Origin of the sequence: Nostoc sp. (assembly GCF_036917975.1) — a bacterium.
In the GTDB taxonomy this organism is placed as follows: Bacteria; Cyanobacteriota; Cyanobacteriia; order Cyanobacteriales; family Nostocaceae; genus Nostoc.
Map to the genome: position 1 here is coordinate 43,856 of NZ_JBALEJ010000028.1, position 16,277 is coordinate 60,132.

The window sequence follows — 16,277 nt, forward strand, 5'->3', positions numbered from 1 at the left end:
TAGCAAAAGTCTTTGAGATAAAGATATTGTTCATGAAAATTTCAAAAGATGAAATTTGGAAACGACGGTCGAAGCTTTCACCCACTCAGCGAGAACTTCTCGAAAAGCGGCTGCGGGGTCAAGTTGACTCTCGCTCTCAACTAGAGGTTATTCCCAAACGTTCCCAAAGAAATCCTATTCCCCTATCCTTTGCTCAACAACGGTTGTGGTTTCTCGATCAAATTGATCCTGGCAATACTTCTTATAATGAACTAGGAATTATACAGTTGATAGGTGCGCTTGACTTGGTAGCTCTGGAGCAGAGTTTCAACGAGATTGTGCGACGCCATGAAGCTTTACGTACTACTTTTGAAATGGTGGAGGATCAACCAGTTCAAGTCATTCATCCTATTCTTACTGCGAATGTCACAATCACAGTAGTGAATATGTGTAAGTTGCCAGAAGCACAACAGAATCCTGAGGTACAACGACTAATTGTAGAAGAATCTCAACGCACCTTTGACCTCATCCAAGGCCCGTTACTCAGATGTAGCCTCCTGCGCCTCGGCGAACAAGAGCATATATTATTATTTACAATTCACCATATTGTCTCAGATGGGTGGTCAATGGGTGTGTTTGTTCGAGAGTTGGGAGCATTGTACCAAGCCTTCTCCACTGGAAAACCCTCCCCACTTCCGGAACTGCCAATTCAGTATGCAGACTTTGCAGCTTGGCAGCATCAGTGGATGCAAGGTGAGGTACTGCAAGGCCAACTTGCATACTGGAAGAAACAACTAGGGAACAACCTCCCTGTACTGCAATTACCGACAACTCGTCCCAGAGCAGAAGTTAAAACCAATCGGGGTGCTACTTCATCCTTCGTAATTCCCCCAAACCTATCAAAAGCACTGCAAGCACTTTCACGTGAAGAGGGTGTGACTTTATTCATGACCCTGCTAGCAGGTTTTCAAGTATTGCTACAACGCTACACAAATCAGGATGACATCGTTGTGGGTACTGATGTCGCCAACCGTAACCGGGCTGAAATAGAACCATTAATTGGTTTTTTTGTTAATTTGCTTGTCTTACGCACTGACCTGAGTGGTAACCCCAGTTTCCGGGAGTTGCTCAAACGAGTCCGCCAAGTAGCATTGGGAGCTTATGCTCATCAGGATTTACCCTTCGATCAATTAGTCAAGGCTTTGCAACCTGAGCGAAATTTGAGCAATAGTTCGCCACTATTTCAGGTATTGTTTGTCCTTCAGAATACGCCCCTACCAGCTTTAGAATTGCCCGGACTGACATTAAGCTTTTTGGAGGTTGAAAACAAAGTAGCAAGGTTTGATTTAGCGCTATTTCTCACCGAAACAGAGCAGGGAATCTTGGGCAAGTGGCAGTACAATGCAGATATTTTCGATGCGACGACCATTACTCGCCTGACAGCTCATTTCCAGAAGCTACTTAACAGTATTATATCCCAACCTGATACGCGGATTGGCACTTTAGAAATGCTCACTGAAGCTGAAATAAAACAACAAGCTATGCAAAAACAAGAGCGCAAAGCGTTTAATCGGGAAAAATTCCTCAGTGTTGCCTCCAAACCTGTTATCCTATCACAAGAAAGATTAATCAAAACCGATTATCTCCAACCAGGGCAAACATTTCCTCTAGTCATTCAGCCTGCTGAAGAGATTGATTTAGTGTTTTGGGCTAAAGCTAACCGAGATTTTCTAGAAAGACAATTATTAAAACATGGCGCCATTCTCTTGCGAGGTTTCAATGTAAATTCAGCTTCGGAATTTGAAAGCGTAGCCCAAGCAATTTGTCCAGACTTATTTGGTGATTATGGTGACTTACCTCGTGCTGGAGAAGGCGGTAAAATTTATGGTTCTACCCCTTACCCAGCAGATACAGCTATCCTCTTCCACAATGAAAGTTCTCACTTGCATCGCTTTCCTCTAAAAATTTGGTTTTTCTGCATCCAACCAGCCCAGCAAGGTGGAGAAACGCCAATTGTAGACTGTCGGAAAGCCTATAAAATCATCAATCCTAAATTGCGAGAAAGACTAGCTGAAAAACAATTAATGTATGTTCGCAATTACACTGATGGTTTAGATGTCAGTTGGCAAGACTTCTTTCAGACCAATGATAAATTGGTCGTAGAAAATTATTGTAATCAGGCAAAAATTGATTTTGAATGGTATGATAATAAAAACTTAATAACCCGCCAAGTTCGTCCAGCGATCGCAGTCCATCCTCAAACTGGTGACAGGGTATTTTTTAATCAAATACAGTTACATCACATAGCATATTTAAATACAGAAGTTCGAGAATCTCTGTTGTCTTTATTCGGAGAGCAAAAGTTACCGCGTAATGTATATTACGGTGATGGAACTCCTATAGAAGACTCAATTATTGCAGAAATTAATGAAGTTTATCAGCAGTCAAAGATTAGCTTTCCTTGGCATCAAGGAGATATTTTGATGCTAGATAATATGCTGGCTGCACATGGACGTTATCCCTATGTTGGGCAACGAAAAATTGTGGTAGCAATGGGAGAAATGATAGAAAATTAGCAAATGATATTTTATGAAATTAATAAACATTTATTAATTTTATAAAAAATAGATAAATAATATTAGGATTATTTAGTATTAGGAGAAAATAGTTATGTCTTCAACGAAACGCAATACTAATCATGATTCTATAGCTTCCTATTACGACTTGAAAGGTATAGAACATCACGATCTGGTAGTAAGTTGTCTGGAAAAGTTAGTTTTTAAACATATCCCCGAAGGAGCACATATTTTTGACTTAGGTTGTGGTTCAGGACAAATTGCACAACGGTTATTAAAAAGAGGGTATCGAGTAACTGGGCTTGATCCCTCTGAAGGAATGTTGCAGCGCGCTCGTGAGAATGCACCAGATGGGGAATTCATTCTAGATGATGCACGATTATTCAAATTAAATGCTACCTTCCATCTAGCTATTTCTACAGATCATGTTCTCAACTACCTTCTTTATATTGATGAACTAAAAGATGCCTTAAAGAATGTGTATGAATCACTGCTAGAAAACGGTTTTTTTATATTTCAATTATATATAGAAGAATTGTGTGAAAAAAATTGGGCAAGGAATGATGTTGGTGGTGGTATCACAGATGAGAATGTCTGGACTGAAATTTGGAGCTACGATTCTGAAAATAAAATAGCTCGAAAATACACAGCTAACTTTCAACTGATAAATGGAACGTGGCAACGTTCAAATGGAACTTTTTTATTGAAACCTTATTCAACAATAGCAGTTGAGTCAGCTTTAAAAGAAATAGGGTTTACTGAAATTACTATTTATGATCCAATAAAAGATTTTGGATTAGAAGACATACCGGATACAGGATCTGTATTTATGTGTCGTAAACAGCCAAATCAGTAAATTTTTAAGAAGTCTTAATTTTACTTATTCAGTAATGTGTAATTAACAGATTAGTAATGAATTACGATAAATATATGCAAAATAAAATTACTGAAGGTTTTCGGCTTTCTCTGCAACAAAAACGCCTTTGGTTATTGCAAAAAAATGGTTCTACTTACCTTACTAAATGCGCCCTGATCCTTGAAGGTAATATAAATCCAGAGGTTTTAAAAGCAGCTTTACAGCAAGTAATTAATCGACATGAAATTCTGCGGACAAGCTTTATTCACCTGCCCGGTGTAAAGTTTCCAATTATGGTTGTAGTAAATAGCAATATTCTCTCGTGGCGCGACATCAATCTGAGTGATTGGGAACCTAAAGAACAAGAAGCCAAAATCGCAGCAATTTCCCAAGAAGAGAGACATCAAGATTTTGAATTTGAGCAAGGTTTACTATTGCATTCCTCCCTACTAAGACTGTCAGCAAATAAGCATATTTTGCTAATTAGTCTACCTTCCTTGTGTGCCGATAACTGGACACTTAAAAATCTGGTAGCCGAAATCAGCAATTCATACTCTGATTGCTTGCAAGGGAAAACAGTATTTGAAGCAGTTGCACAATTTCTGCAATTCTCAGAATGGCAAAATCAACTAATCGCACATGATGATGCAGAGGTTGCTAAGGAATATTGGCACAAGCAAAAACTATCTAGACTCGCTGATTTAAAGTTGCCTTTTGAGAAAAAGCCCTTAAAAAAATCAAGATTTGAGATAAACTGTTTCCAGTTAGCGATCACTCCGGAATTAACAGCGAAGATTGAAACTTTAGCCCACAAGTATGAAACATCTGCTAATGTCGTATTATTAGCCTGTTGGCAAACGCTGATTTGGCGACTCACAGGACAGCCAGAGATAATCATTGGCATGGGGTGCGATCGCAGAGAATACGAAGAACTCCATGAGATACTGGGACTACTTGCCACCTGGATACCAATTAAAAGTCATTTGCTTCCAGACTTGAGCTTCCGAGAAGTCTTGGAACTTGCACAAAAAACTCTAAATGAAGCTGGAGAGTGGCAAGATTATTTCGTTCCTGAACCCGTAGAAAATGGCAATCATCTAGCTTTTCCTATTGGTTTCGAGTTTGAAAAGTTACCTGAAAAATGCTTTGGCGCTGGTGTATCATTTACACTTGATAAATATTATAGTTGTATTGAGCCATTCAAAGTTAAACTCACCTGTACTCAATACAATAATACTTTGAATGCAGAATTCTACTACGATGTCAATTATTTTTCATTAGATACGATTCAAAGATTATCCACACAGTTTCAAACTTTATTAACTAGTGCAACGGCAAATCCAGATGAGCAAATTAGTAAATTAGAAATACTCAGCTACAGCGATCGCCAAAAATTACTGGTTGAGTTTAACAAAACTCAGGTTGATTACCCACAAGATAAGTGTATTCACCAGCTATTTGAAGCACAGGTAGAAAAAACACCTAACAACATTGCCGTTGTATATGAAGACCAACAACTCACCTATGCAGAACTCAACCGTAAAGCTAATCAACTAGCTCATTACTTGCAAACACTGGGAGTCAAGCCGGAAGTTGTAGTTGGACTGTGTGTAGAGCGATCGCTCGAAATGATTATTGGACTACTGGGGATTCTCAAAGCAGGTGGAGCTTATCTACCACTAGATCCTGCATTACCAAATGAGGGTCTTGCTTTCCGGTTGCAGGATGCTCAAGTATCCGTGCTATTGACTCAACAGCAGCTAGTCGCTAATCTACCGATCAATGTAACACAGGTCATCTGCTTGGATCAGGACTGGGATGCGATCGCTCAGCACAAGGATGGAAATCCCAATAGTGAGACGACAGTTGAGAATCTAGTCTACATACTATACACTTCAGGCTCTACAGGCAAATCGAAAGGAGTTGCCATCGAACATCGGCAACTTCTTAATTATCTCAATGCGATTTTAGACAAACTCGATCTGCCGCCTAGTACCAGCTTTGCAATAGTTTCCTCGTTTGCGGCAGACTTAGGCAACACAGCAATTTTTCCAGCTTTGTGTAATGGCGGTTGTCTCCATGTGGTGTCCCAAGAACGAGCTTCCGATCCAGCAGCCTTAGCAGCTTACTTTGACCTTTATCCTATTGATTGTCTCAAAATTGTCCCCTCCCACTTAGCAATCCTTCTGACATCTTCTCATTCAGAGAAAATCCTACCCCGCAAGCGTCTGATTCTTGGTGGTGAGATTGCTAGTTGGCACTTAATTGAACAGCTTCAGCAGTACTTGCCAGCTTGTGAAATTTTCAACCACTATGGTCCAACAGAAACCACCGTCGGTGTGCTAACCTATTTGCTAGAAAAACAGCAAACAAATCATTACTCTGAAACTGTCCCCATAGGACGACCCTTAGCCAATACACAGGTTTATGTGCTGGATCGGCAGCTGCAACCAGTTCCTCTGGGCGTATCAGGAGAGTTATACATTAGTGGTGCAGGACTAGCGCGAGGTTATTTAAACCGTCCTGAACTAAGCGCTGCTAAGTTCATACCGAACCCCTTTAGTGACACACCAAAAGCAAAGCTGTACAAGACGGGAGACAGGGTTCGCTACTTGAGCGACGGGAATTTGGAGTTTCTTGGACGGATTGACAACCAGGTCAAGGTTCGAGGCTTCCGTATTGAGCCAGAAGAGATTGAGTTGGCACTGAGACAACATCCCCAGGTGCGAGAAGTTGTAGTCATAGTTCGGGAAGATAAACTCGGTGACAAACGCTTGGTCGCCTATGTTGTTCCGAGACAAAATCAAGGCTCTAGCACTAGCGAACTGCGTCTTTTCCTGAGAAGCAAGCTACCTGAGTATATGGTGCCATCTGCCTTTATTATGTTAAAGAACTTGCCTGTAACCCCCAACGGCAAAGTAGATCGCCTTGCACTGCCTTCACCGGACACAGCTAGACCGGATATAGAAGATATTTTTGTAGCACCTCGAACGCCTGTTGAAAAACAGCTGGCAGAAGTCTGGTCTGAAGTGTTGCGGCTTGAGCGCGTCGGTGTTCACGACAATTTCTTCGATTTAGGTGGACACTCCTTGCTAGCCACTCAAGTTGTGTCTCGTTTGCGCGACGCCTTCGAGGTGGACTTAGCCCTGCGTGACCTTTTTGAGAAACCTACCATAGCTGACTTAGCTGTGACTATTGCACAACGGCTAGCTCAAGCGACAGATAGTGAACTACTGGCTCAGACGTTTGCAGAACTAGAGCAACTTTCGCAAGAGGAAGTTCAAGCAATACTTGCTGGCGAACAACAGTCAATCAATTGGGAGGAGAGCAGAAAATGAGTGATTTAGTTAAAGATATTGCTAATCTTTCTATTGAGAAACGTGAGCTTCTTCTGCAACGACTCAGGCAGAAAAAAGAAAACACCTCTCGAACAAAAATCACATCTCAAAGTCGAGATTCTAACATTTTCCCGCTGTCTTTCGCCCAACAACGACTGTGGTTTCTTGAACAGTTGGAGCCAGGAAACCCCTTTTACAATCAACCAGCTACCGTGCGTCTGACAGGAGCGCTGAATTTAACTGTACTGGAGCAAAGTTTTAATGAAATTATACGTCGCCACGAAGCCTTACGCACTACCTTTACTGTTGTCGAGGGGCAACCAGTTCAAGTCATTGCTCCGACTCTAGCATTAAAGCTGCCAGTCGTTGACCTACAAAAACTTCCTCACGCAGATCGGGAGAAAGAGGTTGTGCGTGTTGCTACTAAGGAAGCTCAAGTGCCGTTCAACTTAGTAGAGGGTCCGCTACTGCGATGTACTCTCCTACGACTGGACGAGGTAGAATACGTGCTGCTATTTACAATGCATCACATTATCTCTGATGGCTGGTCAAAAGGGATACTCATTCGTGAAATGGCAGCACTTTATGAAGCCTTTTCTACTGGACAACTTTCACCGTTACCTGAACTGCCAATCCAATATGCAGACTTCGCAGCTTGGCAGCGAAAATGGCTACAAGGAGATGTACTAAAATCCCAGATATCTTACTGGCAAAAGCAGTTAGAGGATGCACCGGCAATACTAGAGTTATCCACTGACCACCCACGACCCGCCGTTCAAACCTTCCGGGGTGCTACCTATTCATTCCAGCTATCTGTCGAGCTATTACAAGCCCTGAAGAAATTGAGCCAGCAGCAAGGAACTACCTTGTTTATGACTCTGCTGGCAGCTTTTCAGACTTTGTTATGGCGATACACAGGGCAAGAAGATGTTGTAGTTGGTTCGCCCATCGCCAACCGCAACCGTGCCGAGATAGAAGGGTTGATTGGTTTTTTTGTCAATACCCTGGTGCTGCGAACTAACTTGGCAGGTAATCCCACTTTTGGGGAGCTACTAACTCGCGTGCAGGAAGTGGCATTAGAAGCCTATGCTCACCAAGATTTACCTTTTGAGCAGCTTGTAGAGGAACTGCAACCACAGCGAGACTTAAGTCGCACGCCACTGTTCCAGGTGATGTTTGCGCTTCAGAATGCACCAATGTCGGCGTTAGAGTTGCCAGGTTTGAGTTTAAGTCTTCTAGCAAGTGAGAGTGGTAGTACCAAGTTTGATTTGACTCTGTTGATGACAGAAACAGCACAGGGATTAGTTGGCAGTTTAGAGTACAGTACCGATTTATTCGAGTCAAGCACTATCATCCGGATGGCTAGGCATTTGCAAACGTTGCTCTTTGGGATAGTTGCCAATCCACAGCAGCGACTCTCAGAGTTACCGTTGTTAACTGAAGCCGAGAAGGCGCTGCTAGTGAAGTGGAATGATACCCAGGCTGAGTATCCTAAAGACCAGTGTATCCATCAGTTGTTTGAAGCCCAAGTGGAACGAACACCCGATGCAGTGGCTGTGGTGTTTGAAGATGAGCAATTGACCTACTGTGAATTAAACGCAAGAGCGAATCAACTGGCGCACTACCTGCGATCGCTCGGAGTAAAACCAGAAGTACTGGTGGGAATTTGTGTGGAGCGATCGCTCGATATGATAGTCGGATTATTGGGAATCCTGAAAGCAGGTGGCGCATATGTACCCCTCGACCCCACTTATCCCCAAGAGCGGTTAAGCTTTGTACTAGAAGATGCTCAGGTGTCATTGGTCATTAGTCATTTGTCATTGGTTAACAGCTTGGGACAAATGACGGTTATATGTCTAGATACAGATTGGGAGACTATAGTAAAATGTAGCCGCAATCAGCCTCGCAATCGCGCTACTCCAGAGAATTTAGCATATATTATTTATACTTCTGGCTCTACGGGTAAACCAAAGGGAGTACCAGTTAACCACAGAAACTTAGTGCATTCCACCAGTGCGCGAATTGCCTACTATTCCGAACCTGTTCGCAGTTTCTTATTAATTCCCTCCTTTGCCTTCGATAGTTCAGTTGCCGTCATTTTCTGGACACTTTGTCAAGGAAGTACACTGATATTACTCAAGGAAGCTTCGCAGAAGGATATATGGCAATTAGCAAATGCGATCACCCAATACCAAATCTCTCATTGGTTAAGCGTTCCTTCCCTTTATACAGCTTTATTAGCACACATACCACCTGCTGAATTAATTTCTTTGCGTACCGTCATTGTTGCTGGAGAATCTTGTTCATCTGCATTGGTGAAACGTCATTATCAGCTATTATCCCAAGCATCACTTTTTAACGAATACGGTCCAACAGAAACAACTATCTGGAGTAGTGTTTACAATTGTCAAAACTATGAATCGAGCAATACTATCCCCATTGGGCGTCCAATTTCTAATACGCAAATATATTTGCTGGATACACATTTACAACTTATACCTATTGGAGTTGTTGGAGAGTTGTACATTGGCGGAATGGGTGTAGTCAGTGGATATTTAAACCGTCCAGAATTGACGGAAGATAAATTTATCTGTAATCCCTTTAGCGACAAATCAGCTGCACGTCTGTACAAAACAGGAGATTTAGCCCGCTATCTGCCGAATGGAGAGATAGAGTACATTGGTCGAATTGACCACCAAGTTAAAATTCGTGGTTTCCGTATTGAACTCGGAGAAATTGAAGCACTCATCAATCAACACCCAGTAGTGCTAGAAACTGTAGTTTTAGTTCTCTCAGATTCAGCAGATTCGCAACGAATAGTCGCCTATGTCGTCCCTTACTCAAAAGAAAAGCTGACAATTACTGAACTGCGCCATTTCTTGGAGTCGAAGCTGCCAAACTACATGCTGCCAGCAGCTTTTGTGATGCTAGAGGCATTACCACTAACTCCTAATGGTAAAGTAGACCGAAAAGCGCTACCTGCACCCGAACTCACACAGCTATTCTCTGAATCAGATTTTATCCCTCCTACCACACCAATAGAGCAGATGCTAGCAGGAATCTGGGCAGAGGTGCTTGGTATTGAAAAAATAGGGATTTACAATAATTTCTTTGAATTAGGCGGACACTCGCTTTTAGCGACTCAAGTGATTTCCCAAGTCCGAAAAGTTTTTCAGCAAGAGCTACCTTTACGTCGTTTATTTGAACAACCAACAATAGCTGGGCTAGCCAAAGACATTGAAAAAGCGACTAAGGCAGGCTTAGGACTCGAAACAGCAACCATTGAACGGATTTCCCGAACGCAACAGTTACCCTTATCATTTGCCCAGCAACGGTTATGGTTCCTTGCCCAGTTCGAGCCAAACAGTCCCTTCTACAACATCCCTGCTGCTGTTCGCTTACAAGGGGAATTGAACTTAGGAGGACTACAACAAAGTTTCAACGAAATTCTCCGCCGCCAGGAAGCGTTGCGAACTAATTTCCAGACAATAGAAGGGCAAGCTGTAGCAGTAGTCTCATCAGTGACATCACTACTATTACCAGTATTTGATCTCAGTGAATTACCTTCAAATCAACAAGAAGCCGAAATCAGACAACTGGTAGACTTGGAAGCGCAACAACCCTTTGACCTGAACAGTGACTTGCTGCTGCGTGTAAAACTACTACGTCTTGATGAATTTGAGCATATATTACTACTAACCATGCACCACATTGCCTCTGACGGTTGGTCAGTAGGCGTGCTGGTGCGTGAGGTGGCAACACTTTATCAAACCTACTGCGATCAACAATCCTCAACGTTAGCTGAACTACCAATCCAGTATGTAGATTTCGCAGCTTGGCAAAGACAATGGCTACAAGCAGAAGTACTACAATCCCAGATATCTTACTGGAAGAAGCAGTTAGAGGGCGCACCGGCAATACTGGAGTTACCCACTGACCATCCGCGTCCTGCTATTGTTACCTTCCAAGGAGCAAGTTATTCATTTAACCTATCTTTTGAGTTATCACAAGCCTTGAATAAATTCAGCCAGCAACAGGGAAGTACTTTATTTATGACCCTACTGGCAGCTTTTCAGACCCTGTTATGGCGCTACACGGGCAATGAAGATATTGTGGTTGGTTCCCCGATTGCCAACCGCAATCGGCAGGAAATAGAAGGGTTAATTGGATTTTTTGTCAATACCTTGGTGCTGCGAACTAACTTGGCAGGTAATCCTACTTTTGGGGAGCTACTAACTCGTGTGCGAGAAGTTGCATTAGGAGCCTATGCACATCAGGATTTACCCTTTGAGCAGTTGGTAGAACAACTGCAACCACAACGAGATTTAAGCTACACACCACTGTTTCAAGTGATGTTTGTCCTCCAGAATGCACCAATGTCGGCGCTAGAGTTGCCTGGTTTGACTTTAAGTCTTCTAGAAAGTGAGAGTCGCACTGCCAAGTTTGATTTGACTCTGTATATGACAGAAACAGCACAGGGATTAGTTGGGACTTTGGAGTATAATACTAATTTATTTGAGTCAAATACTATCAGCCGGATGGCTGGGCATCTGCAAACATTGCTCTCTGGAATTGTTGCCAATCCTATTCAGCACCTCAAAGATTTGCCTTTGTTGACTGAAGTTGAGTTGGCGCTGCTGGCAGAGTGGAATCATACCGAGGTTGAGTATCCCCAACACCAATGCATCCATCAGTTGTTTGAGGCTCAGGTAGAGCGATCGCCTGACGCCATTGCCGTGGTTTTTGAAGATCAGCAATTGACTTACAGGGAACTAAATACACGAGCTAATCAACTGGCGCACTATTTGCGATCGCTGGGAGTAAAACCAGAGGTACTGGTGGGAATTTGTGTGGAGCGATCGCTCTATATGGTCATTGGACTGTTGGGAATCCTGAAAGCAGGTGGTGCATATGTACCCCTCGACCCAACTTATCCCCAAGAACGGTTAAGCTTTATACTAGAAGATGCCAAAGTGCCACTGCTGCTAACTCAAGCGCGGCTAGTAAAAGCAATACCCCAACACCAAAGCAAAGTCGTTTGTTTAGATACTGATTGCCTCCTTATTGCTCAAGAAAACAAGGAAAATTCCATAACTGAGGTAACTACTAGCAACTTAGCCTATGTGATCTACACCTCTGGCTCGACTGGTCAACCCAAGGGTGTACAAATTCCCCACAGCGCTTTGAGCAACTTCTTGCAGGCTATGCGGCAAACACCAAAGCTAACCGAGCAAGATACTTTGCTAGCTGTCACCACCATATCCTTTGATATTGCCGCTTTGGAACTTTTCCTCCCAATCACAGTGGGTGCTCGCTTAGAAGTCCTCAGCCGGGAAGTTGCTTCAAACGGAATGCAGTTGTCAGCAAAACTAACTGACTCGAATGCTACAGTCATACAAGCGACACCAGCTACATGGCAGCTACTTTTGGCAGCAGGCTGGGAAGGCAACCATCAGTTGAAAATCCTTTGTGGCGGAGAAGCATTACCAGGACACCTAGCGAATCAGTTACTCAATCGGTGTGATTCTTTATGGAATATGTATGGTCCTACGGAAACCACCATCTGGTCAGCAGCTTGCTTGGTAGAAACTGTCAGCAGTATTGTACCAATTAGTCGTCCGATTGCTAACACTCAGTTCTATATTCTAGATCAACAGGGTCAGCTAGTTCCTGTTGGTGTACCAGGAGAACTGCATATAGGTGGGGATGGCCTAGCACGCGGTTACTTAAACCAGCCTGAACTGACAGCAGAAAAATTTATCCCTAACTCCTTTAGCAACAAATTAGCAGCACGTCTCTACAAAACAGGAGATTTAGCCCACTATCTGCCCAATGGAAATATTGAATATTTAGGACGTATTGACCACCAAGTTAAAATTCGTGGTTTTCGCATCGAACTTGGAGAAATTGAAGCACTCATCAATCGATACCCAGCAGTGCGAGAAACTGTAGTTGTCGTTCGTGAAGATTCAGCAGATTCTCAACGTTTGGTTGCCTATGTTGTTTCTCACTCAGAGCAAACACTGACGATGACTGAACTTCGCCGCTTTTTAGAGTCAAAGCTGCCAAACTACATGGTGCCAGCAGCCTTTGTGATGCTAGAAGCTTTACCGCTTACACCTAATGGTAAAGTTGATCGCAAAGTCCTGCCTGCACCTGATACAGCACGTCCCGAATTGGAAGCGGTTTACCAGCCACCCCAAACCGAGGTAGAACAAACAATTGCGAAGATTTGGCAAGAAGTACTTCATGTCAAGGACGTAGGAATCAATGATAATTTCTTTGAACTCGGTGGTCATTCATTGCTCTTGCTTCAAGTTCATAGCAAGTTACAAAAAATATTTGAGAGCGATTTATTAGTACTCGATCTGTTTAGATATCCGACCATCAGCTCTTTAGCAAGTTACTTAAATGAAGTCAAAAACAAAAAACCTTCTTTTCGTACAACTGATATTGATACTAAAAAGATTGAAGCTGGCAAAGCCCACCAAAGAAAACGTCAGCAAAAGATTCAAAAAATTGGAAATATTTAAGGAATGGTCGAATTATGAACTCTCCAGTTGTATCTACTCTTAAAAATGGTTCAGAAATAGCTATTATAGGCTTGACAGGACGTTTTCCTGGAGCTAAAAATATTGATGAATTTTGGAATAATCTTCAGAATGGAATAGAATCAGTATCCTTTTTTACTGACGAAGAACTATTGTTATCAGGAATCAGTTCATCTGTACTCACTGACTCCAACTATGTAAAAGCAGCATCTATATTAGAAGATGTAGAATTTTTTGACGCTTCATTCTTTGGCTTTAATCCTAGAGAAGCAGAAATTACCGATCCGCAACACCGACTTTTCTTGGAGTGTGCTTGGGAAGCCCTTGAAAGTGCTGGATACGACTCAGAAGCCTACAAAGGTAATATTGGCGTTTATGCCGGAGCTAGTTTAAGTGACCACTTAATCAAAGTTTATTTAAATCAAAATGCCATACAATCTGTTTCTGATCACCAACTAATGATTGGAGGTGACAAAGATTATTTAACCACACGCGTTTCTTACAAACTCAACCTAGAGGGACCTAGTTATACCGTTCAAACAGCCTGCTCAACTTCATTGGTTGCTATCCACTTGGCTTGCCAAAGCTTGCTGAATGTTGAATGTGATATCGCTTTGGCTGGTGGGGTTTCTATAAGATTGCCAAGAAAAGCTGGATATTTTTACGAAGAAGGGGGAATATCGTCTCCTGATGGACACTGCCGTGCCTTTGATGCTAAAGCACAAGGAACTGTTAGCGGTGAGGGTGTGGGCATTGTGGTATTGAAGCGATTAGAGGAGGCTCTTGCTGATGGCGATCGCATTCATGCTGTCATCAAAGGTTCAGCCATCAATAATGATGGTTCATTAAAGGTTAGCTACACAGCACCCCGTATTGATACCCAAGCAAAGGTGATTAGAACAGCTCAAATCATAGCAGAAGTAGAACCTGAAACAATTACTTATATTGAAGCTCACGGCACAGGAACACCTCTAGGAGATCCCATTGAAATTGCAGCGCTGACACAAGCTTTTCGCTCCAGCACTCAGAAGAAGGGATTCTGTGCAATTGGTTCAGTCAAAACTAATATCGGACATTTGGATGCTGCTGCTGGTGTGACTGGATTGATCAAAACTACGCTAGCACTTAAGCACAAACAGATACCACCCAGCTTGCATTTTCAAGAACCATCACCTCAGATTGATTTTGTTAACAGTCCTTTTTATGTTAATAACTCTTTTTCTGATTGGAAGGCAAACATAAACGGTATTCCACGTCGCGCTGGAGTTAGTTCCTTTGGGATAGGGGGAACAAATGCCCATGTGATTATGGAAGAAGCCCCAGTTGTCGAGCCATCAGGTTCTTCACGCCCCTGGCAGTTGTTGCTGTTTTCGGCTAAGACTAGTACAGCCATAGAAACTGTAACAACCAATATAGCTGCTCATCTCCAGCAGCATACTTCTTTGAACTTGGCTGATGTTGCTTACACTCTACAGGTAGGTCGCCGAGCTTTTAACCATCGCCGCATGGTAGTGTGTCAAGATTTCGATGATGCTGTGAAGGTACTGAGTAGCCAAGATCCACAACGAGTATTCACCCACCATCAAGAACCATGCAATCGCCCTGTGGTGTTTATGTTTTCTGGACAAGGGGCGCAGTACGTAAATATGGGCAAGGAACTCTACCAGAGTGAACCCATCTTCAAAGAGCAAGTTGATCAGTGTTGTGAGCTACTAAAACCTCGTATTGGGCTGGATTTGCGTACAGTACTCTATCCAAATGAACAACAGGCTCAACAAGCAACACAGCAGTTACTACAAACCGCTATTACTCAACCAGCACTGTTTGTGATTGAGTATGCCCTAGCTCAGTTATGGATGGCATGGGGCGTGCAACCTGAGGCAATGATTGGTCATAGTATTGGGGAATATGTAGCTGCTTGTGTCGCTGGTGTGTTTTCCCTAGAAGATGCATTGGCATTGGTAGCTACTCGTGGGCGACTAATGCAACAACTTCCCACTGGTGCTATGCTGGCAGTACCGCTCATGGAGGAAGAGATCGAACACCTCTTAAACGATGAACTTTCTCTAGCGGGAAGTAATGCACCATCCCTGAGTGTCGTTGCTGGTTCTATTAAGGCTATTGATGATTTGCAAAATCATCTTACTGACCAAGGTGTGGACTGTCGTCGTCTGCATACTTCTCATGCCTTTCATTCGTGGATGATGGAGCCAATTATCGAGCCGTTCAGAGTACAAGTCGAAAAAATCAATCTGAAGGCTCCTGAAATTCCCTTTGTGTCTAATGTCACAGGCACTTGGATTACTGAACAGGAAGCAACTAATCCAAGCTATTGGGCACAACATCTACGGCAAAAGGTACGCTTTGGAGAAGGCATTTCCAAGCTGCTGCAACCAAAGCAAATTCTACTAGAAGTTGGTCCTGGGCGGACGTTGAGTACCTTCGCTAGACAGCATATCGAGCCGGACACTCAACAAGTTGTGCTATCTTCGTTACGCCATCCGAAAGATCAACAATCAGACCTAGCTTTCCTACTAAACACATTAGGACAACTTTGGCTCAATGGTTTGCAAGTGAACTGGTTAAGATTTTATGCTCATGAGCGACGTCATCGTCTTTCCTTGCCAACTTATCCCTTTGAGCGGCAAAGATATTGGATTGAGTCTGCTCCGACTATGGAACATCAACTCTTATTGAACAAGAAAGCTCATAACATACTAATTGATCAACAAGACAAACATTATTCAAATTTTGAAAAAATAGACTTAAATACCTCTTCAGTAGTTAAATCGCTAAATAATATTACTGATAACAGATTGTACAATCAAGAGCCAAATATATCTGAGGCTGAAATTGAACAAATAATAAATCAGCAGATTGAGATTATGTCTCAACAGTTAGATTTGTTGCTAAGGGAATAATTAAAAAGTCATTCCTATCCATAAATAAAAAGTAATCAGAGACATAAGTTGCTACC

General features: G+C 42.6%; 3 protein-coding genes and 2 pseudogenes. All 5 read left to right on the forward strand.

The window, feature by feature from the left end; all coding sequences use genetic code 11:
- Positions 1-32 precede the first annotated feature (32 nt).
- The gene (locus V7K76_RS13390) at positions 33-2,555 is read left to right on the forward strand and encodes a condensation domain-containing protein (RefSeq protein ID WP_334776162.1); all 2,523 of its coding nucleotides are present in this window, start codon (positions 33-35) and stop codon (positions 2,553-2,555) included.
- A gap of 94 nt (positions 2,556-2,649) precedes the next feature.
- The gene (locus tag V7K76_RS13395; protein ID WP_334776163.1) at positions 2,650-3,411 is read left to right on the forward strand and encodes a class I SAM-dependent DNA methyltransferase; all 762 of its coding nucleotides are present in this window, start codon (positions 2,650-2,652) and stop codon (positions 3,409-3,411) included.
- 74 nt (positions 3,412-3,485) lie between these two features.
- The gene (locus V7K76_RS13400) at positions 3,486-6,749 is read left to right on the forward strand and encodes a non-ribosomal peptide synthetase (RefSeq protein WP_334952055.1); all 3,264 of its coding nucleotides are present in this window, start codon (positions 3,486-3,488) and stop codon (positions 6,747-6,749) included.
- A pseudogene (locus tag V7K76_RS13405) lies at positions 6,746-13,282 on the forward strand (amino acid adenylation domain-containing protein); the annotation flags it as partial. The gene V7K76_RS13400 and the pseudogene V7K76_RS13405, both read left to right, overlap by 4 nt.
- 14 nt (positions 13,283-13,296) lie before the next feature.
- A pseudogene (locus V7K76_RS13410) lies at positions 13,297-15,966 on the forward strand (type I polyketide synthase); the annotation flags it as partial.
- Positions 15,967-16,277 lie beyond the last annotated feature (311 nt).